Source organism: Mycobacterium sp. HUMS_12744610, from assembly GCF_041206865.1.
GTDB classification, from domain to species: Bacteria; Actinomycetota; Actinomycetes; order Mycobacteriales; family Mycobacteriaceae; genus Mycobacterium; species Mycobacterium servetii.
Window position 1 is genome coordinate 5,352,041 of record NZ_JBGEDP010000001.1, and the last position, 20,242, is coordinate 5,372,282.

Annotated in this window: 20 protein-coding genes and 2 pseudogenes; 8 read left to right on the top strand and 14 right to left on the bottom strand. The window is 71.3% G+C overall.

Annotated features, from left to right (window positions below; all coding sequences use genetic code 11):
* The first annotated feature begins 11 nt into the window (after positions 1-11).
* Genes AB8998_RS26035 through AB8998_RS26045 form a run of 3 tightly spaced genes read left to right on the top strand, consistent with a single transcriptional unit; the run spans position 12 to position 3,156 of the window.
* Positions 12-968 (top strand): hypothetical protein, encoded by a 957-nt coding sequence (locus AB8998_RS26035; RefSeq protein WP_369740825.1) that lies wholly within the window; start codon positions 12-14, stop codon positions 966-968.
* Positions 965-1,294 carry a hypothetical protein gene (locus AB8998_RS26040; protein ID WP_369740826.1) on the top strand — a complete coding sequence of 110 codons (330 nt, stop codon included), beginning with the start codon at positions 965-967 and terminating at the stop codon, positions 1,292-1,294. Before AB8998_RS26035 ends, AB8998_RS26040 begins: the two co-directional genes overlap by 4 nt.
* Positions 1,291-3,156, top strand: coding sequence for a GMC family oxidoreductase N-terminal domain-containing protein (locus tag AB8998_RS26045; RefSeq protein WP_369740827.1), 1,866 nt, complete (start codon positions 1,291-1,293; stop codon positions 3,154-3,156). Before AB8998_RS26040 ends, AB8998_RS26045 begins: the two co-directional genes overlap by 4 nt.
* A 12-nt stretch (positions 3,157-3,168) precedes the next feature.
* Here AB8998_RS26045 and regX read toward each other — a convergent pair whose 3' ends face one another.
* From regX to AB8998_RS26075, 6 genes and pseudogenes are all read right to left on the bottom strand, one after another.
* Positions 3,169-3,852 (bottom strand): two-component sensory transduction protein RegX, encoded by a 684-nt coding sequence (gene regX, locus AB8998_RS26050; protein WP_003873718.1) that lies wholly within the window; start codon positions 3,850-3,852, stop codon positions 3,169-3,171.
* A 22-nt stretch (positions 3,853-3,874) separates the two neighbouring features.
* Positions 3,875-5,107 (bottom strand): sensor histidine kinase, encoded by a 1,233-nt coding sequence (locus AB8998_RS26055; protein WP_369740828.1) that lies wholly within the window; start codon positions 5,105-5,107, stop codon positions 3,875-3,877.
* A 151-nt stretch (positions 5,108-5,258) separates the two neighbouring features.
* Positions 5,259-6,008, bottom strand: coding sequence for a phosphoglyceromutase (locus tag AB8998_RS26060; RefSeq protein WP_369741773.1), 750 nt, complete (start codon positions 6,006-6,008; stop codon positions 5,259-5,261).
* Between the two features lie 49 nt (positions 6,009-6,057).
* Positions 6,058-6,634 (bottom strand): annotated as a pseudogene (locus tag AB8998_RS26065) (type III secretion system chaperone family protein).
* Complete coding sequence (gene mshA, locus AB8998_RS26070) at positions 6,631-8,004, bottom strand: D-inositol-3-phosphate glycosyltransferase (RefSeq protein ID WP_369740829.1); 1,374 nt, start codon at positions 8,002-8,004, stop codon at positions 6,631-6,633. The pseudogene AB8998_RS26065 and the gene mshA overlap by 4 nt, the downstream one beginning before the upstream one ends.
* A 57-nt stretch (positions 8,005-8,061) precedes the next feature.
* Entirely contained in the window at positions 8,062-9,330 is a 1,269-nt protein-coding gene (locus AB8998_RS26075; RefSeq protein ID WP_369740830.1) for an ROK family transcriptional regulator, read from the bottom strand.
* A gap of 173 nt (positions 9,331-9,503) precedes the next feature.
* Here AB8998_RS26075 and AB8998_RS26080 point away from each other — a divergent pair, with 173 nt between their 5' ends.
* Positions 9,504-10,265, top strand: coding sequence for an SDR family NAD(P)-dependent oxidoreductase (locus AB8998_RS26080; protein ID WP_369740831.1), 762 nt, complete (start codon positions 9,504-9,506; stop codon positions 10,263-10,265).
* On the opposite strand, the gene AB8998_RS26085 is transcribed toward AB8998_RS26080, so the two are convergent.
* Positions 10,237-11,565 (bottom strand): L,D-transpeptidase, encoded by a 1,329-nt coding sequence (locus AB8998_RS26085; RefSeq protein WP_369740832.1) that lies wholly within the window; start codon positions 11,563-11,565, stop codon positions 10,237-10,239. The genes AB8998_RS26080 and AB8998_RS26085 overlap by 29 nt on opposite strands.
* 73 nt (positions 11,566-11,638) lie before the next feature.
* Positions 11,639-12,733: a UDP-N-acetylmuramate dehydrogenase gene (locus AB8998_RS26090; protein ID WP_369740833.1), complete on the bottom strand. Its 1,095-nt coding sequence runs from the start codon at positions 12,731-12,733 to the stop codon at positions 11,639-11,641.
* Positions 12,734-12,759: 26 nt separating this feature from the next.
* Here AB8998_RS26090 and AB8998_RS26095 point away from each other — a divergent pair, with 26 nt between their 5' ends.
* Genes AB8998_RS26095 through AB8998_RS26105 form a run of 3 tightly spaced genes read left to right on the top strand, consistent with a single transcriptional unit; the run spans position 12,760 to position 15,168 of the window.
* Complete coding sequence (locus AB8998_RS26095; RefSeq protein WP_369740834.1) at positions 12,760-13,278, top strand: DUF2505 domain-containing protein; 519 nt, start codon at positions 12,760-12,762, stop codon at positions 13,276-13,278.
* 10 nt (positions 13,279-13,288) lie between these two features.
* On the top strand, positions 13,289-14,131 hold the full coding sequence (locus AB8998_RS26100) for a carbon-nitrogen hydrolase family protein (protein ID WP_369740835.1): 843 nt from the start codon (positions 13,289-13,291) through the stop codon (positions 14,129-14,131).
* The gene (locus tag AB8998_RS26105; RefSeq protein WP_369740836.1) at positions 14,128-15,168 is read left to right on the top strand and encodes an LmeA family phospholipid-binding protein; all 1,041 of its coding nucleotides are present in this window, start codon (positions 14,128-14,130) and stop codon (positions 15,166-15,168) included. Before AB8998_RS26100 ends, AB8998_RS26105 begins: the two co-directional genes overlap by 4 nt.
* Positions 15,169-15,187: 19 nt before the next feature.
* Here the strand turns inward: AB8998_RS26105 and deoC are convergent, their stop codons facing one another.
* From deoC to AB8998_RS26135, 6 genes and pseudogenes are all read right to left on the bottom strand, one after another.
* Complete coding sequence (gene deoC, locus AB8998_RS26110; RefSeq protein WP_369740837.1) at positions 15,188-15,856, bottom strand: deoxyribose-phosphate aldolase; 669 nt, start codon at positions 15,854-15,856, stop codon at positions 15,188-15,190.
* Positions 15,856-16,278 carry a DUF2599 domain-containing protein gene (locus AB8998_RS26115; protein WP_369740838.1) on the bottom strand — a complete coding sequence of 141 codons (423 nt, stop codon included), beginning with the start codon at positions 16,276-16,278 and terminating at the stop codon, positions 15,856-15,858. Before AB8998_RS26115 ends, deoC begins: the two co-directional genes overlap by 1 nt.
* 4 nt (positions 16,279-16,282) lie before the next feature.
* The gene (locus tag AB8998_RS26120; RefSeq protein WP_369740839.1) at positions 16,283-16,570 is read right to left on the bottom strand and encodes a DUF2516 family protein; all 288 of its coding nucleotides are present in this window, start codon (positions 16,568-16,570) and stop codon (positions 16,283-16,285) included.
* Positions 16,571-16,649: 79 nt separating this feature from the next.
* Positions 16,650-17,239, bottom strand: a pseudogene (locus AB8998_RS26125) (heparin-binding hemagglutinin).
* Positions 17,240-17,409: 170 nt separating this feature from the next.
* Positions 17,410-17,856, bottom strand: coding sequence for a helix-turn-helix domain-containing protein (locus tag AB8998_RS26130; protein WP_369740840.1), 447 nt, complete (start codon positions 17,854-17,856; stop codon positions 17,410-17,412).
* A gap of 84 nt (positions 17,857-17,940) precedes the next feature.
* A complete protein-coding gene (locus AB8998_RS26135) occupies positions 17,941-19,302 on the bottom strand; it encodes a DUF445 domain-containing protein (protein WP_369741774.1) in 1,362 nt (453 codons plus the stop codon).
* Between the two features lie 107 nt (positions 19,303-19,409).
* Here AB8998_RS26135 and AB8998_RS26140 point away from each other — a divergent pair, with 107 nt between their 5' ends.
* Positions 19,410-20,111 carry a TetR/AcrR family transcriptional regulator gene (locus AB8998_RS26140; protein ID WP_369741775.1) on the top strand — a complete coding sequence of 234 codons (702 nt, stop codon included), beginning with the start codon at positions 19,410-19,412 and terminating at the stop codon, positions 20,109-20,111.
* Positions 20,112-20,242: the final 131 nt, after the last annotated feature.

Here is a 20,242-nt window from a genome sequence, read left to right on the forward strand (position 1 = left end):
GAGGTGCAGCGATGGACGACGAGATGCGTTCGGCGTCGACTCCGCGCTGGCGGGGCGAGGCCGGGCGCCTGGAGGTCTGGTACGCCACCCTGTCGGATCCGCTGACGCGCGCCGGCCTGTGGATCCACTGCGAAACGGTCGCTCCGGTGCGGGGCGGTGGTGCCTACGCGCACGGCTGGGTGAGCCGGTTCCCGCCCGACGGCCCGCCCCGCACCGAACGATTCGGTCCCGAACCCACCCGTCCCGCGACCGGCGCCACGTGGTTCGACGCCGCGGGCGTGCGGGCGGCCCCGCAGCAGCTGACCGGAAGCGCCCGGTCGCTGGCATGGGACCTGTCCTGGCAGGACAGCGGCGGGCCGCTGTGGACGTTCCCCCGCGCGGCCTGGGACCGCGAACTGCTGCCGGGCGCCCAGGTGGTGCTCGCCCCCACCGCCGAGTTCGCGGGCTCACTGACCGTCGACGGCACCGCCGCGCCCATCGAGGGGTGGCGCGGCGGTGTCGCGCACATCTACGGGCACGGTAACGCCAGGCGCTGGGGGTGGCTGCACGCCGACCTCGGCGGCGGCGACGTCCTCGAGGTGGTCACCGCCGTGTCGCACAAGCCGGGCCTGCGCAGGCTCGCCCCGATGGCGTTCGTCCGGTTCCGTGTCGATGGAAAGGATTGGCCCGCAAACCCTTTGCCGGCACTGCGGATGCGGACAACGCTCGGCGTAGCGCACTGGCAGCTGGAGGGACGCCTCGGTGGCCGCCGTGCGCTCATCCGCGTGGACCAGCCGCCGGAGCGGTGCGTCAGCCTGGCCTACACCGACCCCGACGGGGGCACCGCGGTGTGCACGAACACCGAACAGGCCGACATCCACATCGAGATCGGCGAGCGGCGCTGGTCGGTGCTGGGAAGTGGGCACGCCGAAGTCGGCCTGCGCGGTGACGAGGCGCCCGCCGTCAACGAAAGGACCCCGACGACATGAGCTTTCTGTTCGACCCACCCATGCTGTTCGCCTCCGGAGTGCTCATCGAGCGCCGCCTGCCCGCCGACCGCCGCGACATCGCCGAGGCCGCCACCCTCGGGGTCTTCTTCGGCGGGTCGTTCGGGCTCTACCAGAACGTGCCCGGCCTCGGGCTGCTCTGGCGACCCTTCCAGGCCCGCGACGGCCGCGACTTCATGTGGAACAGCGGGGTTTTCGGCGTGCAGACCGAACGTCTCGGCTGGCCCATGCACGCGGCGGCGGGCGCGATCTTCGCGACCTATCCGCTGTTCCTCAAACTGGGCCGCCGGGCCGGCCGCCTGCTGTGAGCCGGTTCGCCGACCGAGCGACCGCCTCGTTCGGCGCCGCGCTGCTGCCCGCCGAACACGGCGGCCCGACACCGGCCCAGCTCGTCGAGCGCGTGGAGCGCTACCTGCGGCAGTTGCCGCCGTCTTCGCGGCTGGCCATGCGGGCCGGGCTGGCCTCGGTGGCCGCGGCGAGCTACCTGTGCACCGGGCGGTCGCTGTCGCGGCTCGACCCGCGCCGCCGCGACGCGGTGCTGCGGCGCGTCGCCGCGCTCACCCCGGAGACGGGTGCGGCCGTCGAGGCCCTCAAGGCGATCGTGCTGCTCGCCAATGGCGCGGAAACCTTTGCACCGGAACTGCTTTCGCGCGCCCAGCAGGACGATGCGGCGCGGCCGGACGCGCCCCTGACCGTCACGCCGGCGGCCGCGAGCGGCTCCGTCGTGGCCGCGGACGCGGTGATCGTGGGCTCCGGCGCGGGCGGCGCGATGGCCGCCCGCACCCTGGCCCGGGCGGGCCTGGACACCGTCGTGCTCGAGGAGGGGCGCCGCTGGACGGTCGAGGAGTTCCGCAGCACCCACCCGATCGACCGCTACGCCGGGCTGTACCGCGGCGCGGGGGCCACGATCGCGCTGGGGCGGCCGTCGGTGGTGCTGCCGATCGGGCGTGCGGTCGGGGGCACCACCGTGGTGAACTCCGGAACCTGCTACCGGCCCCCGCCGGCGGTACAACACCGGTGGCACAACGACTTCGGCCTGCGGCCCGCCGATCCCGACCGGCTCGCCGGTCATCTCGACGATGTCGAGGCCACGCTGCGGGTCGCGCCGGTCCCGCTGGAGATGATGGGCCGCAACGGGCGCCTGCTGCTCGACGCCGCTGCGACGCTCGGCTGGCGCGCGGGGCCCATCCCGCGCAACGCCCCGGGCTGCGGCGGCTGTTGCCAGTGCGCGATCGGCTGCCCGCGCAACGCCAAGTTCGGCGTGCACCTCAACGCGCTGCCCCAGGCCTGCGCGGCCGGCGCCCGCATCATCTCCGAAGCCCGCGTCGAACGGGTGCTGCACGAGCACGGGCGGGCGATCGGCGTGCGCGCGCGCCGTCCCGACGGCACCGCGCTCGACGTCCTGGCCGACACGGTGGTCGTGGCCGCCGGCGCGACCGAGACGCCATTGCTGTTGCGCCGCAGCGGGCTTGGCGCGCACCCGCGCCTGGGCCGCAACCTGGCGCTGCATCCGGCGACGATGCTCGCCGGGCGTTTCGACGACGACGTCGTCGCCTGGCACGGGGTGCTGCAGAGCGCCGCCGTCGACGAATTGCACGAGTCGCATGGCGTGCTGATCGAGGCCACTTCGACGCCGCCGGGGATGGGGTCGATGGTCTTTCCCGGCTACGGCGCCGAGCTGCTCGGCTGGCTCGACCGGGCCCCGCGGGTCGCGACGTTCGGCGCCATGGTGGCCGACCGGGGCGTCGGCTCGGTGTCCTCGGTGCGCGGCGAGACGCTGGTGCGCTACGACATCGACCGCGCGGACGTCGCCCGGCTGCTGGCCGCGATCGAGGCCATGGGGCGGCTGTTGTTCGCCGCGGGCGCCGTGGAGGTGCTGACCGGCCTGCCGGGCGACCCGACGGTCCCCTCGTTGCCCGCGCTGCACGACGCGCTGGGCCGCAGCAACCCGAAAAGCCTGCACCTGGCTGCGTTTCACCCGACGGGGACCGCGGCTGCGGGCGCCGACGAGCAGCGCTGCCCGGTCGACGGGACGGGGCGGCTGCGCGGCGTCGACGGCGTCTGGGTGGCCGACGCGTCCATCCTGCCCAGCTGCCCGGAGGTGAACCCGCAGGTGTCGATCATGGCCGTGGCGCTGGGCGTGGCCGACGAGGTGCTCAGCGCCCGCTGAGCGAGGGTGAAACTAGCCCTCCAGCTTGTAGCCCAGCCCGCGCACCGTCACCAGGTGCACCGGGTTGGCGGGGTCGGCTTCGATCTTGGACCGCAGGCGCTTGACGTGGACGTCGAGCGTCTTGGTGTCGCCCACGTAGTCCGCGCCCCACACCCGGTCGATCAACTGGCCGCGGGTCAGCACCCGTCCGCTGTTGCGCATCAGGTACTCGAGCAGGTCGAACTCCTTGAGCGGCAACGTGATCGTGTCGCCGTTGACCGAGACGACGTGGCGTTCGACGTCCATGCGCACCGGCCCGGACTCCAGCACGCCGTCGCTGATCTCGGAGTCGTCGTCGCCGCCGCGGCGCAGCACCGCGCGAATGCGGGCGATCAACTCGCGCGCCGAATACGGCTTGGTGACGTAGTCGTCGGCCCCCAGTTCCAGCCCGACCACCTTGTCGATCTCGCTGTCGCGTGCGGTCACCATGATCACCGGCACGCTGGAACGGGCCCGCAACTGCTTGCACACGTCGGTGCCCGACATTCCCGGCAGCATCAGGTCCAGCAGCACGATGTCGGCACCGGCGCGATCGAACTCGGCCAGCGCGGCCGACCCGTCGGTGACCACCGTGGCCTCGAAGCCCTCCTTGCGCAGCAGGAAGGCCAGCGGATCGGCCAGCGACTCCTCGTCCTCCACGATCAGCACACTGGTCATGAGCGCGACTCCTTCTCGCGGGTCATCGACTTAGTTCTTCCTCTCGTTGGGGCCGCCCGGGCCGCACCTCGCGGCCCCGTGGGTGCTCGAGTTCCCCCTCGCCGTCCTGCTGGGACGCCAGGGCAGCCGGGATGGATAGCGTGAACGTCGACCCGGTGCCCGGCTTGCTCCACACGCCGATGCTGCCGTTGTGGTTGGCCGCGACGTGCTTGACGATGGCCAGGCCCAGCCCGCTGCCGCCGGTGGCCCGCGAACGCGCCTTGTCGCCGCGGAAGAACCGCTCGAAAACCCGCTCCTGGTCTTCCAGCGCGATCCCGATGCCGCGGTCGGTGACGGCGATCTCGACGTTTTCGCCGCGACGGCGGCGGCTGATCGAGACCAGCGACCCCGTCGGCGAATAGGCGATCGCGTTGGACACCAGGTTGGCCAGCGCGGTGACCAGCAGCGTCTGGTCGCCCAGCACCTGCAGGCCGCTGGGCGCATCGGTACGGACCTCGATGTCGGCGTTGTCGGCGGCCACTTTGTGGCGTGAAATCGCCTCGGAGACAACGGTGTCGACGTCGATGGGGGCCACGTTGTGCAGCCGCTCGGCGCCCTGCAACCGGGACAGTTCGATGAGCTCGGCGACCATGTCGCCGAGCCGGTTGGCCTCGATGAGCACCTTCTCGGCAAAGCGGCGGACGGTCTCGGGGTCGTCCGCCGACGCCAGCAGGGCCTCGGCGAGCAGCGCCATGGCCCCGACGGGGGTCTTGAGCTCGTGGCTGACGTTGGCGACGAAGTCGCGCCGGGTCGCCTCCATGCGGGCGTAGTCGGACTGGTCGTGGACGAACACCACCGCGAACCGGCGGTCCTCCTCGCTCAGCAACCGGGCGTGCCCGTGCACCGACAACCCCGACCGGCCCGGCGCACGTTTCGCCGGCCGCAGGTCGAACTCGACGTCGTCGCCGTCCAGCGCCTGCTGCGCGGCCTGCCAGGCCTGGTCGTCGAGCTGCCGCTCGCGCACCAGGCCCAGCTCCTTGGCCCGCTCGTTGCGGTAGACGACGTCGCGATGGCAGTCCACCACCGCCGCACCCAACGGCATCAGTCCGACGATTCGCTGCAGCATCTGGGCGACGGTGATCCCGGTCGACTCGGCGGCCGCCCGCTGCCGGCGCTGGGCCAGCCGCGACGACAGGCGAATGCCGGCCGCAACACCTACGGCCAGCGCCAGCACGGACAAGACCCCGGCCAGCAACACTGCCGAGAACACCGTCACATGGAAAATCCTACAAATCCTTCTGAATGTTGCCCTAGCGGAATGAAGCCAAAATCGGACAAGTCACACGCTACGCAACAGGTATTCGGCTGCCGTTCACGCGATGTTTGGCAAACCGGGGTTTCGGGTGCCCACCCACGCCGCCGAGCGGCTAGGCGCGACCCTGCCCGGCAACCGCCGCGGCGCCGGCGGCGGCGGCCTCCGGGTCGAGGTACGTGCCGCCAGGAACCACCGGCCGCAGCTGCGCGTCCAAGTCGTAGCGCAGCGGGATGCCGGTGGGGATGTTCAGCCCGACGATCTCCTCGTCCGACATTTGGTCGAGGTACTTGATCATGGCGCGCAGCGAGTTGCCGTGCGCGACGACCAGCACCGTCTTGCCGCTGCGCAGATCCGGGACGATGACGTCGGTGAAATACGGCAGGAAACGGACCACCACGTCGGCCAGGCACTCGGTCAGCGGGCCGCCGCCGAGATCGGCGTAACGCGGGTCGGCGTCCTGGCTGAACTCGCTGCCCTTCTCGATCGGCGGCGGCGGGGTGTCATAGCTGCGTCGCCACGCCATGAACTGCTCGTCGCCGTAGCGCTGTTTGATGTCGGCCTTGTCGAGGCCCTGCAGCGCGCCGTAGTGGCGCTCGTTGAGCCGCCAGCTGCGCCGCACCGGGATCCACAGCCGGTCGGCGGCCTCGAGCGCCATGTTCGCCGTGCTGATCGCGCGCCGCAGCAGCGAGGTGTACAGCACGTCGGGCAGCAACTCGTGTTCGGCCAGCAACTGGCCGCTGCGGACCGCTTCGGCGCGCCCCTTGTCGGTCAGCCCGACGTCGACCCAGCCGGTGAACTGATTGCTTGCGTTCCACTTGCTCTCACCATGGCGCAGCAGCACCAACGTGCCGGGGTCTCGCATTTGCATCGGCCTAGCATCTCATGGGCGCGCGCGGTCCCCGTCGCCGTCCTCACCGTCCTCGTCGATCGTTGCTCGACTCCTCCTCATCGCGCTTCGCGCTCTGCATCGTCGTCCTCGTCGATCAGGTGGGCGAACGCCTGTAGGTTCTTCAGGGACTCGCCGCGCGACACCCGCCAGTCCCATTCCTTCTGGATCGACGAGCGAAAACCCAACTCCAGCAACGTGTTGAAGTCCGAGTCGACCGCCTCGAGGACCTGACCGAGCACCCGGTCGAGCTCGTCGGCGTCGACCGAGCCCAGCGACAACCTGCCCACCAGATAGATGTCGCCGACGTTGTCCAGGGTGTAGGCAACGCCGTAGAGGCGGCGGTTGCGCTTGAGCAGGAACCGGTAGACGCCCTCGTGGTTCTCGTCGGGTTTGCGGCACACGAAGGCCTCGACGCGCACCGAGTGCTCCCCGATGCTCAGGATGGTGTTGGCCTTGAGCTTGCGCTCGCCGGGCAGCTCCACGACGAGCCCCGGGAGGCCGCCGTGGGATCCGGGGGTCTCGGAGTAGGTCAGGCCGCTGGTCTGCAGCGCGCGCTCGATCACCTGCCGCACGGACTGGCCGGATTCGGAGGACGTCATGCCCCCACCCCCCGGCGCGACACCCAGCGACGCGGACCGCGCGTCGAGGCCCGGTCCGACGACAACGCGCCGCCGCGGCGCCGGCGCCCGGCGGTGAACTCCCCGATCGCCCGCCGGTAGCTGGCCAGCAGGGCGTCCGTGGTGTTCTCCCAGGAGAACGTCGCCGCGTGTGCCGCCGCGGCCCGGCTCATCGCCCCGGCCCGCGCCCCGTCGGTGAGCCGCAGCAGATCGCCGAGGGCCGCGGCCCAGTCGTCGATGTCGTGCCCGGCCACCAGCGTGCCGGAGACCCCGTCGCGCACCGCGACCGGCAGCCCGCCGACCGCGGCGGCCACCACCGGCGTGCCGCAGGCTTGCGCCTCGATGGCGACCAGACCGAACGACTCCGAATAGCTGGGCACCGCGACCAGATCGGCCGCCTGGAACAAGGTGGCCAGGTTCGCGCGCGACTGCGGCGGCAGGAACGTCACCCGCTGCGTGATGCCGAGTTCGCCGGCGAGGGAGACCAGCCCGTCTGGGGAGGCCAGCCCGCTGCCCGACGGCCCGCCGGCCACGACGACGCGCACCCCGGGCAGCTTCGCGGCGGCCCGCAACACGATGTCGGGCGCCTTCAGCGGCTGGATCCGGCCGACGAAGGCAACCACGGGCACGTCCAGCGGCAGCCCCAGGGCGGCCCGGGCGGCGCGGCGGTCGCCGGGCCGGAAGACGTCGAGGTCCACCCCGGGGTGGACCACGTCGATGCGCGCCGGATCGGCACGATGGATCGAAACCAATTGTCCCGCTTCGTCGTCGGTGTTGACGATCAACCGGTCGGCCTCGTCGACGACCTGCTGCTCGCCGACCGTGCGCAGCGGTGGCTCGGGTGCGTCGCCGTCGGCCAGGGCCGAGTTCTTGACCGCAGCCAGGGTGTGAGCGGTGTGCACCAGCGGGACCGCCCAGCGGTCGCGGGCCAGCCAGCCGACCTGCCCGGACAGCCAGTAGTGCGAATGCACGAGGTCGTAGTAGCCGGGCTCGTGGGAGGCCTCGGCTCGCAGCACCCCGGCCGCGAAGGCGCACAGCTGGGTGGGCAGGTCGTATTTGTCGAGGCCCTCGAACGGCCCGGCGACCACGTTGCGGACCAGCACGCCCGGCGCCACCCGCACGACCGGCGGGTCGGCCGACGCGGTGGCGCGGGTGAAGATCTCCACCTCGATGCCCCTGCGCGCCAGGTGCAAGGCGCTTTGCAGGACGTAGACGTTCATGCCGCCGGCGTCGCCGGTGCCCGGCTGGGCCAGCGGCGAGGTGTGCACCGCCAGCAACGCAACCCGGCGCGGGGTCAGCGCAAAACGGCTCGCTTTGTCGCCGGATGGCCGGGAGGCGTCATCGTGCCGCACACTGTCATCTTTACAGGACGGGTCCGCAGGCGGCCCGCGCGCGCCCGCGGCACGGCCCTACCGGGTCCGGCGGATCGCGCCCACCGGGTCGGCGTACAGGCCGGCCAGCGACACCGTGCCCGCCCCGGCCTCCTGCACCCGGTCGCCGAAAGCGGTGGCGCGGATCTCGCGCTGCGGCAGCGTCGAGCGGGCGGCGAATGCCGCCTTGAGCTGCTCCATCGCCTCGGGATATTCGGTGAAGGCCTGACCACCGACCACGAGCTCATCGGGATTGAGCAGGTCGCGCAGCAACGCCACCGCCTCACCGAGCAACCGCGCCCGCTCCGCCAGCAGCTCCCGGGCCGGCCGGTTGCCGGCGCGGGCCACCCGCAGCAGGTCGGTGACGGCGCCGGTGGACCCGGTGGCCGGCCCCGCGGGGATGATCCGCAGCCGCCGCGCGGCGGCCAGCACCGCCTCGTCGCTGACGGTGGACTCCAGCCGCCCGGTGCCGCCGAGCAGTTCGGAGTGGGCAGGCAGCGGCGCGATGGTGCCGGGGCCGCTGGCCGGGGTGTGCACCCGGCCGCCGATCACCAGCGCGTAACCCACCGTCTCGCGCGCGTAGACGTACAGGCTGGTCGGCGAGCTGGGCGCGAACCGCCGCTGACCGAGTAGCAGCTCGGCGCCGGCCATGGCGTCGACGTGCGAGGCCACCGACACCGGCAGGCCCAGCGCGTCGGCCAGCACCGCGCCGACGGGGGCCTGCCGCCAGCCCAGCCGCGGATGGTCGACGCAGCCCGCCGCGCCGTCGACGGTGCCGCCGATGGCCACCCCCGCCCACAGCGGGCGGCGCCGGTGCCAGCGCCGCAGATACCGGGCGGCGCTGTCGGCCAGCGCGGCCAGCGCCGTCCCGGCCGGATGCAGCGGTGTCGGCGTCGCGACGGTGTCCAGGGTGCGGCCGCACAGGTCGGTGGCCACGATGCTGGTAGTTCGCGCACCGATGTGCATGCCCAGCGTCACGAACGGTTCGTGGTTGATCTCCACAGGCACCCGTGGGCGCCCGATGGCCCCGGCGACGACCAGGTCGGCGCGCTCCCGCAGCAGACCCGCGTCGAGCAGGGCGGTGACCTGACGGTTGACCGTCGCGACGCTCAGCGAGGTGACGCCGGCGATGAGGTCACGCGCGACGGGGCCGCGCAACCGCACGGCACGAAAGACGGACGCGGCCGCGGAGTCCGAGAGGTGCAGGGCCGGCGGAAAGATCCGGGGGTGTTGCCGGGTGTGGGCCTTTCGGCCGGCCCCGTGCCGGCCGGAGGTGAGGGTGCCGGAGGTGAGGGTGGTAGAGCGCACGAGCGTCCTTTGTCCGATTGTCGATGGCCGGTCTTTGGCCACGCCTGAAGATCAGGGGCGGCAAAGTGCGCGGCGACAACACGAGTGGCCCGCGAGACGACACGCGGTGCTCGTGCTGGACAAGGCGCTGGGGTGCACATCGGCAATTTAACACGTTCACTAGAGTGGCTCCGATGACGACAGTGGGCGGGGACCAACGGGTCGCGGTAGTCACCGGTGCCAGTTCCGGGATCGGGGCGGCGACCGCCAGAACCCTTGCCACGCAAGGGTTTCACGTCGTCGCGGTGGCCCGTCGCGCCGACCGGATCCAAGCCCTGGCCGACGAGGTCGGCGGGACAGCGATTGTGGCGGACGTCACAGACGACTCGGCGGTCGACGCGCTGGCCGATGCGCTGGATCGGGTTGACGTGCTGGTGAACAACGCCGGCGGCGCGCGGGGGCTGGAGCCGGTCGCCGACGCCCAACTCGAGCACTGGCGGTGGATGTGGGAGACCAACGTGCTGGGCACGCTGCGCGTCACCCGCGCGCTGCTGCCCAAGCTGGTCGACTCCGGTGACGGCCTCATCGTCACCGTCACCTCGGTCGCGGGATTCGAGGTCTACGACGGCGGCGCGGGTTACACCGCGGCCAAGCACGCCCAGGGCGCGCTGCACCGCACGCTGCGCGGCGAATTGCTCGGAAAACCGGTGCGGCTCACCGAGATCGCCCCGGGGGCGGTCGAGACCGAGTTCTCCCTGGTCCGCTTCGACGGCGACGAACAGCGCGCGGACGCGGTGTACACGGGCATCACGCCGCTGACGGCCGCCGACGTCGCCGAGGTGATCGGTTTCGTGGCCTCCCGGCCCGCCCACGTCGACCTGGACCTGGTCGTCATGCGGCCGCGCGACCAGGCGTCGGCCAGTCGGTTCAACCGCCGACGCCAGGCGACGTCGTAGCGGTCGTGGTGGTCGGCGTCCCGGACAGCGTGGGAGCGTCCGACGGCGTGACCGGCGCGGTGACGGGGATCTGGGAGGCCGGCGGGTGCGCGGTCGGCGGCGGCAGCGCCGACATCGCCACCCACGTGTCCCAGTCCACGGCCCAGTCCCAGATGTCGCCGTCGGCGTAGGACAGCTGGATCGGGCTGCCGGTCACCTCGACCGGGTCGCCGTAGATCGCGGTCCGGTAGTACTCCTCGGCGTCGGCGGTCGAGAGGTTGATGCAGCCGTTGGTGACGTTGCTGTTGCCCTGCGCGTCCGCGCTCGAGGGGTTGGCGTGGATGAACTCGCCGTTGTTGGAGATGCGCACCGCCCAGCGCTCGTGGGCGTTGGTGTAGCCGGCGGCCGGGTTGGACATGTAGAAGTCGGAGTACTTCTCGGTGACCACGTGGATGCCGTTGCGGGTGACGTTGCGGGCCAGGTCGCCCTCGCCGTAGCTGCAAGGGAAGTCCATGATGACGCCGTCGTCGGTGACGACCTGGATGCGGTGCGAGGTGACCTCGGCCTTGACCACCTGCCGCCGGCCGATCTGAATCTTCAGCGACATGTCCTGCGCCCCGTAGGCGCCGTCGCCGAACGGCACCCCGTAGAACTTGGCATCGACGTTGACCGAGGTGCCCGCCGGGTAGTACTCGCGGGGGCGCCAGTGCACGCGGGAGCCCTTCGCCTCGTCGGGCAGCCAGGCCCAGGAGCCCTCGACCGGTGGCTCGGTGGTGACGGTAATGGCCTTCTCGACGGCGGCCTTGTCGCTGATCGGCGAGTCGAACTGGATGATGACCGGCGCCGCGACACCGACGGTCTGGCCGTCGGCCAGCTGGAATCCCCCGTCGATCGTCTTGGTGGGGCTCACGGTGGTGAACTTGGCCGCGACGGGAACCGCCTTGCCGTCGTGGCCGACCACCGAACCGCTCCAGGTGTAGGTCGAGTCGTAGCCCAGCGGCTCGGTGACCGTGTAGGCGGTGCGGTCGGAGTTGAACACCCCGGCGGCGACCTTGCCCGCCGAGTTCGTCAGCGCCAGCTTCTGGAACCAGCCCTCGCCGACCTGGGCGCTGACCGCGGCGGTGGGGACCACGTTGGCGGCGGCGTCGGCCGGCTGGAACTTCAGCTGCGGCGCCGGCGGTTCGTTCTTTTGAACATGCCTGGTCACGGTGCCGCCGCAGGCGGCCAGGACGCCGGGGGCGAAGGCGCCGAGCCCCAGAGCAGCCAAAGCCAGGCGCCGGTTGATCGGCGGCGGGACGCTGGATCTGCTCACGCCAAACAAAGATACCGGGAGATAACGACCAGCCCCGGACGCGACGACTCGCGAACCGCCCCTGACCGCCGGAAACCTACAGCTAGAGCGCGCAGCCGAACAGCACCGGCTCCGGCGACAATGTGATGCCAAACACGTCGCGCACCCCGTCGCGTACGGTCCGGGCCAGGGCGATGACGTCCGCGGCGGTGGCGCCCCCGCGGTTGGTCAGGGCGAGCGCGTGCTTGGTGGACAGCCGGCAGCGTGCCGCCGCGTCGTCCGGGAACCCTTTCGCGAAGCCCGCCCGCTCCACCAGCCAGCCGGCGGCCAGCTTGACACCGTGCGGCGCCGGGTAGTGCGGGACCGGCCCCTCACGGGCCAGCCGCTCGTAGACGTCTCGGGCGACCACCGGGTTGGTGAAGAACGATCCCACGCTCCACGTGTCATGGTCCGCCGCGTCGAGCACCATGCCCTTGCGGGCGCGCAGGCTCAGCACCGCGTCGCGAACCGACCGCGGATCGGCACGCTCGCCGGCGGCCGAGTTCAGCGCGGCGGCCAGCTCGCCGTAGCGCAGCGGTGCGCTGCGCCCGGATGCGTCCAGCGCGAACTCCACCTCCAGCACGACGGCGGGCACCCCGCGCCCCGACCGGCCGGCCCGCTTGAAGACGCTGGTGCGATAGCCGAAGCCCAGCTCACCCGCCGGTATCCAGCACACCGCACCGCTGCTGCGGTCAAGCACCCGGACGCGGGTGATCGTGTCGGCCACTTCCGCGCCATAGGCCCCGACGTTCTGCACCGGGGTCGCCCCCGCCGAGCCCGGGATGCCGGACAGGCATTCCAGCCCACCCAGCCCGTGCTCGACGGCGGTGACGACGACGTCGTCCCACACCGCGCCGGCCTCCGCGCGGAGCCGATCGCCCTCGACGGTGATACCGGCGCCGGCCAACCGCACCGCAGTCAGGTCCGTAAGGGTGTCCTCGATCACGACGTTGGAGCCGCCGGCAAAGATCAGCAGCGGTCCGCCGCCGCGGGCCTCGGCGTCGAGTTGCCGCACGACGGCGACCACCTGCTCGGTGCTGGTACAGGTGATGAGGCGCCGCGCGACCGGCCCGACGCGCAGCGTGGTCAGCGGCGCCAGCGGCACCGCCTCGGCGACCTGCGCGCCGGCGTAGCCGGAACCGGCACCGCTGGGTGTCATGGGCCGTAACGGTAGCCTGACCAGCTATGCCGCGTTCATTCGACTTATCCGCCGACTACTCTGGCGGCGTCGAAGACATCTACCGCGCCTTCCAGGAGGAGGAGTACTGGCGGGCCCGGCTGGCCGACATTCCCGTCGACGAGGCCGAGGTCGAGTCGATCCGGGTCGGCGGCCGGTCCGGTGACGGGGCCACCATCGCGGTGGTCACCCGGCAGGTGGTGCGCAGCCACAACCTGCCCGCCATGGTCACGCAGCTACACCGCGGTGACCTGTGCATCCGGCGCGAGGAGACCTGGGGGCCGGTCACCGACGGGGCCGCGACGGCCTCCATCGCCGGGGAGATCGTGGACGCCCCGGTGAACGTGTGGGGCACCGCCGAGCTGTCGCCCGCGCCCTGCGGCGCCCGCCTGGATTTCCGCATCACCGTGCAGGTGCGGGCGCCGATCATCGGCGGCAAGGTCGAGATCATCGGCACGCGCCTGGCCGAGCTGGTGGCCGCCGAACAGCGCTTCACCAGCGAGTGGATCGCGGGCAACACGCTCTAAGCTGGCGGCCATGCGAATCGCCCTGGCGCAGATTCTCAGTGGCACCGAGCCCGCGGCGAACCTGGAGCTGGTCCGCGAGTACACCGGCCGGGCCGCCGACGCCGGCGCGCGCCTGGTGGTGTTCCCCGAGGCGACGATGTGCCGGTTCGGCGTCCCGCTGGCGCCCGTCGCCGAGCCGGTCGACGGGCCCTGGGCGGACGGCGTCCGCCGGATCGCGGCCGACTTCGATGTCACCGTGATCGCCGGGATGTTCGCCCCGGCCGGCGACGGCCGGGTGACGAACACGCTGATCGCGGCGGGACCGGGATCGTCGAAGCAGCCCTCGGACCGGCTGTGGGCCCACTACGACAAGATCCACCTCTACGACGCGTTCGGGTTCACCGAGTCGCGGACCGTCGCGCCCGGCCACGAGCCGGTGGTGATCACCGTCGACGGCGTCCGGGTGGGGTTGAGCGTGTGCTACGACATTCGGTTCCCCGAGCTCTACACCGAGCTCGCCCTGCGTGGCGCCCAGCTGATCGTCGTCTGCGCGTCCTGGGGTGCGGGCCCGGGCAAGCTCGAGCAGTGGCGGCTGCTGGTCCGTGCCCGCGCGCTGGACTCGACGAGCTACGTCGCGGCGGCCGGCCAGGCCGACCCCGGGCAGGACCTCGCGGCCTCGGGCGCGCCGACCGGGGTGGGCGGCAGCCTGGTGGCCTCGCCGCTGGGTGAGGTGATCGCGTCGGCCGGGTCGCACCCCGAACTGGTGTTCGCCGACATCGACGTCGACCGGGTGGCGCGCGCCCGGGACGCCATCGCGGTGCTGCGCAACCGCTCGGCGTTCGCTCGCGCCGATAGGGCAGAATCGGTTGAGTGACGAACCCACAAGGACCACCGAACGAGGGCCCGCCGATGTGGTCCCGTCCCGGCAACCACGGTCCCTTCGGTCAACCACCTACCGAGCGACCCACCGAGCGGATGCCCGCCGGCGATCCGTCCCAGGGACCGCCGGCTCCCGGCCCCGGCCAGCAGCCCGGCCAGACCGACCAGCTGGGGGCACCGCACGCGCCCCGGCAGCGTCCGCCCTACGCCCCGCCGCCGAGCCCGCCCACGCCGCCGACGGAGCGGATGGCGAAAGCTAACGAGGACCCGTCGGGCGGGAAGCGCAAGCGGCGCTTCCCGCGTGACCCGCTGTCCATCCTGCTGGTCTTCATCATCGTGTTCGCGCTGCTGATCGGGGGGCTGGTGGGGGCCGAGCTGTACGCCCGCCACGTGGCCGACACCAAGGTCGCCGAGGCGGTGGCCTGCGAAGTCAAGGACAAGGCCACCGCGTCGTTCGGGGTGACGCCGTTGATGCTGTGGCAGCTGGCCACCAAACACTTCACCAACATCTCGGTGTCGACGGCCGGCAACCAGATCCGCGACGCCAAGGGCATGAAGATCGCCATCGACATCCGGAACGTCCAGCTCAAGTCGACGGCCAACTCCAAGGGCACCATCGGATCGCTGGACGCCACCATCACCTGGACGGCCGAAGGCATCAAGCAGACCGTGCAGAACTCCATCCCGGTCCTGGGTCCGTTCGTCACCAACAGCGTGACCACCCACCCCAAGGACGGGACCATCGAGCTCAAGGGCATGCTCGACAACATCACCGCCAAGCCGATCGTGCAGGGCAAGGGGCTGCAGCTGCAGATCCAGACGTTCAACGCGCTGGGCTTCACGATGCCGAAGGAATCCGTGCAGTCGACGCTGGACAACTTCACCACGAAGTTGACCCAAAACTACCCTTTGGGCATCCACGCGGACAGCGTGCAGGTCACCGACACCGGGGTGGTGAGCAAGTTCTCCACCCAGAACGCGACGATCCCCACCGGCGGCGGCGGCCAGGACCCCTGCTTCGCCAACCTCTGAGGCTCGGCGGCCCGGGCGTTCAGTCCAGCCCGTCGAGCACCGCGCGGGTGCCCGACAGGCCGAGCCGGGTCGCGCCGGCATCGAGCATCGCCAGGGCGTCGGCGGCGGTGCGGATCCCGCCGCTGGCCTTGACCCCCAGCCGGCCGCCGACGGTCTGTGCCATCAGCGCGACCGCGCGCACCGACGCCCCGCCCGCGGGGTGAAACCCGGTCGAGGTCTTGACGAAGTCGGCACCGGCCGCCTCGGCGGCGCGACAGGAGTCCACCAGCGCGCGCTCACCGGCCCGGCCCAACAGCACCGCCGACTCCACGATCACCTTGAGCACCGCCCCGGGAACGGCGACCCGCACCGCCTCGATGTCGCGGCGCACCGCGTCCACGTCGCCGCTGAGCGCCGCGCCGACATCGATGACCATGTCGATCTCGGCGGCGCCGTCGGCCACGGCCCCGCCCGCTTCGAGCGCCTTGACCGCCGGCACGTGCTTGCCCGACGGGAAACCGGCCACCGCGGCGACCCGCACACCGCCCCCGGCGGCCCGCACCATCGACGGCGACACGCACACCGCGTACACCCCCAGCTCGACGGCCTCGGCGACCAGGCTCGTCACGTCGGCGTCGGTGGCCTCGGGTTTGAGCAGCGTGTGGTCCACCAGGGCGGCCAGTTGTGCTCGGGTGGGCCGGCCCGCCACTAGGACACGTCTTCCGCGCCGCCGGGATTACATCCCGAGGCCACCATCTCGTCGTAGCCGACCACGGGCCGCCACGGCTCCAGGTTCCAGCTGACCTTGCCAGGCAGCGCCCGTTCGGCGAACTGCCAGTGGCAGATGAACTGCGCGCGCATGCCGGGGGTTCCGGCGTTCGGGGCCAGCGCGAGCACCTCCGACCAGGCCTCGTCGGCCGCGGCGGCCGTCCCGGGCCGCAGGGAGGTGATCCGCGCGGCCGGTGTCGGGAAGACCCGCAGGCGCGGCATGCCGGACCACTGCGTCCACTGCGTGTGATCGACGTAGGGCGGCGACGGCACCGGGCCGCGAACGGGGTCGGCCCCGGCGGTGGGCACCGGACCCGTCAGCGCGACGAGCGCCGCGACCAGCGCGGCCGGCAGGGCCCTCATCCCGCTAACGCGACTTGCCCTGGATTTCGAGGAGCTTGGGCCGGACGTCGACCAGGTACACCCCGGCCGCGCAGGCGGCGATCGCCGTCCCCAGCACACCGAAGACGAAACTCAGGATGGAGGTCAGCGCCACGGCCAAGCCGAGGATGATCAACCACACCGGCTTGGTCAGCTTGTCGGCGGCGGTGTAGGCGTCGGGCCGCTGCAGCGCCGCATGCACAAAGGCGTACACGGCCGTCACCAGGACGGCGATCTGCAAGACCAACATGACGGTGCCCACGAGGTGTGTCACGCCTCAAGGGTATGCGGGCGCCGCCGGAAACGTCGACTCCGGTGGTCCGGGTCGCGCGACGGGCGACCCGGACCACGGCTCACTTCTGGGTGACCTTCTTGGCAGGCGCCTTCTTGGCAGGCGCTTGGCCGGCGCCTTCTTGGCGGGGGCCTTCTTGGCGACGGCCTTGGCCGGCTCGTCGGCCTTCTTGGGCAGGTCGATGCCGACCAGCTTGGCCGCCCGCTCCCCGACCGCGCGGGTCTGCGACGCCACGGTGCCGAGCGCCTCCTGGGTCAGCTCGACGGCCTGGTCCACGTAGCCCTCGGCGCGCGCCGCGGTGTCCTCGAAGGGCCGCTGGCTGCGTAGCCGCTGCAGCGCGGCCTCGCCGCGCTCGACCAGCTCGTTGTAGCGGCCGGTCGCCGCCTCCATGTAGCCCTCGGCGGCCTTGCGCAGCTCGTCGGCGGTGAACCGCTCGCGCAGCTCGGTCAGCTGCTCGGGCAGGTCCTCCTGCATCTTGGCCAGGCGGGCACGACTCTCCTCGACGCGGCCGCGGGTGTCGGTGCGCGTCTCCTCGGCGCGGTCGCGCATGTTGGCGATCAGGTCGTTGACGGTCGCCAGCGCCAGGTCGGCCGCGCCCAGCGCCGCCAGCAACGGGGCCCGTAGGTCTTCGATGTTCGAGTTTTCTGCCATGGTTGTTCCTTTCATGGTTTCTTTTCGTGGTCTGTGGTTATTCCGTGGTGCGTCGGAAACTCAGGGCCAGCGTCGGCCGCCGCCGCTGCGGTCGTCAAGAGCCGCGCTGTGTCGTGATGCGCAATTTGCCGGAAGACCTCCTGATGGTTTCTGGATAGACCGGCGGCCGATTATCTATGCGTTGCCGGCTCACCGGCGGACTCGTCGGCAACGGGGCCGGCGCCACCCTCCTCGAGGGCGGCTTCGTTCTGGTGGGCGAACGAGGCGTAGATGTCGAGCAGGATCTGCTTTTGACGCTCGGTGATCGCCGTGTCGGTGACGATGGCGTCGCGGACCTGGCTGGTCTCGCCCGGCTCGAGAATGCCCGCCCGTACGTAGAGAACCTCCGCGGAGACCCGCAGGGCCTTTGCTATCTGGTTCAGGACGTCGGCGGAGGGTTTGCGCAACCCGCGCTCGACCTGGCTCAGGTACGGATTGCTGACGCCGGACCGTTCGGCCAGCTGCCGCACCGACACCTGGGCGAGTTCGCGCTGGCTCCGGATGAAGCTGCCGATGTCGGAGGCCATGTCAGAGGCCGCCGTGGACACCTTGGCGGAGAGCTTCTCCTCCGCTGGCATTGCGCACTCCTGGGTCGTCGGGCCTATCGGACGGCACCAGCGTACGGAGCGGTGCTTGCTTTTGCAAGCACTGGTTAGCACTTCTCAGAACATTAGCTGCGCGACGGCATAGATGATGAGTCCCGCCAGCGCGCCCACCACGGTGCCGTTGATCCGGATGAATTGCAGGTCGCGCCCCACGTGCAACTCGATGCGCCGGCTGGCCTCGTCGGCGTTCCAGCGTTCGATCGTCTCGGTGATTATCGCGGTGATCTCCACCCCGTACTGGGTGACCAGGTGCTGCGCCGCCCTGACCATCCAGTCGTCCACCTTGTCGCGCAGTTCGGCGTCGTCGCGCAAGGATTCGCCGATGCGCACGACCGTGTCGGCGATGCGCGAACGCAGGGTGCTGGACGGGTCGTCGACGCCTTCGAGCACCAGCCGCTTGAGCGTCCGCCAGGCGGTCGCGGCGGCGTTGCCGATCTCCTCGCGCGCCATCAGCTGCTCCTTGACGGCGTCGGCGCGCGCGATGGTGTCCGGGTCGTGCTGCAGGTCCTCGGCGAACTCGAACAGGAATCGGGTGGCAGAGCGCCGCAATTCGTGGTCGGGGTTGCGGCGCACCTTGTCGGTGAAATCCATCAGTTCGCGGTGAATGCGGTCGCCGACGAGCTGGTCGACGAACCGCGGCGACCAGCTCGGCGAATCGCGCTCGACCACCCGCTGGATGACCTCGCCGGCGTTGAGCGACCATTGAAAGGCGCGGTCGGCCAGCAACTGGATCAGCGCCTCCTGCCGGTTCTCGGCCAGCAGCGTGCCCAGCACCCGCCCCACGGGCGGACCCCACTGCGGTTCGCCGATGCGGCGCACGATCATCCGGTCGATGACCTGCTGAACGTCGTCGTCGCGCAACAGCTCCACCAGAACCCGCAGCACCGTCGCGGTCTCACCGGCCACCCGCCCGGCGTGCGGGGCCTCCGACAGCCACTTGCCCAGCCGTCCGGGCACCTCTGCGTCGCGCAGCTTGGTCGCCACGACCGCCGGCGACAGGAAGTTCTCCCGCACGAAGGTTCCCAGGCCCTCGCCGAGCTGGTCCTTCTTGCGCTTGATGATCGCGGTGTGCGGGATGGGAATGCCCAGCGGATGCTTGAACAGCGCGGTCACTGCGAACCAGTCGGCGAGGGCACCCACCATCCCGGCCTCCGCGGCGGCGCCGACGTAGCCGACCCAGGCGGCCGCGCCGCCCTGCGCCTGCACCCACCGGCAGGCGAGAAACACACCGGTGGCACCGACCAGGAAGCCGAGCGCCACGAGCTTCATCCGGCGCAGACCGACCCGCCGCTCGACGTCGGCCTGCGGGTCCGCGCCGGCGAACGACTCCGCCAACGACGCGCGGGGCCGCGCCGGCGCCTCGACCCGAGCGGGGAGCCTATGCGCCACCGGGCCAGCATTCTCGTGCCACCACACCATCATCCATGCACCACCGGTCCGTCGTCGGCATCCGTGCGGACGGTGCGCTCCGCGGCGTCCGCCGGGCCGTAGTATCGAGGGCGTCTAGTGAATGGGAATTCGTGACAGTGGCTGAGCACCTCCCGGCCGGGACCGTGAAGACCGACGGCCGAAAACGGCGTTGGCACCAGCACAAGGTCGAGCGTCGCAACGAGTTGGTCGACGGCACGATCGACGCGATCCGCCGCCGGGGCCGGTTCGTGAGCATGGACGAGATCGCCGCCGAGGTCGGGGTGTCCAAGACCGTGCTGTACCGCTACTTCGTCGACAAGAACGACCTGACGACGGCGGTGATGATGCGCTTCGCGCAGACCACCCTGATCCCCAACATGGCGGCCGCGCTGTCTTCGAACCTCGACGGCATCGACCTGACCCGGGAGGTCATCCGGGTGTACGTCGACACGGTGGCGTCCGAACCCGAGCCGTACCGGTTCGTCATGGCAAACAGCTCGGCCAGCAAGAGCAAGGTGATCGCCGACTCCGAACGCATCATCGCGCGCATGCTCGCCGTGCTGATGCGCCGCCGCATGCACGAGGCCGGGATGGACACCGGCGGGGTGGAACCGTGGGCCTACCTGATCGTCGGCGGGGTCCAGCTGGCCACCCACTCCTGGATGTCGGACCCGCGGATGACCAGCGACGAGCTCATCGACTACCTGACCATGCTCAGCTGGAGCGCGCTGCGCGGGATCGTCGAGGTCGGCGGGTCGCTCGAGAAGTTCCGCGCGGAGCCGCACCCCTCGCCGATCGTCCCGCCGCCCGGGGAATGAGCCGTCGGGTACGCCCGAATTCCGGCAAAACATTTCCCTTTCGGGATCGCAACGGTCACGCGTGACGTACCCGGCGTAAGGGGACTTTAACCGCGAGAGCGGCTAGCATGCAGGGGATGCGTAGGGGGTAG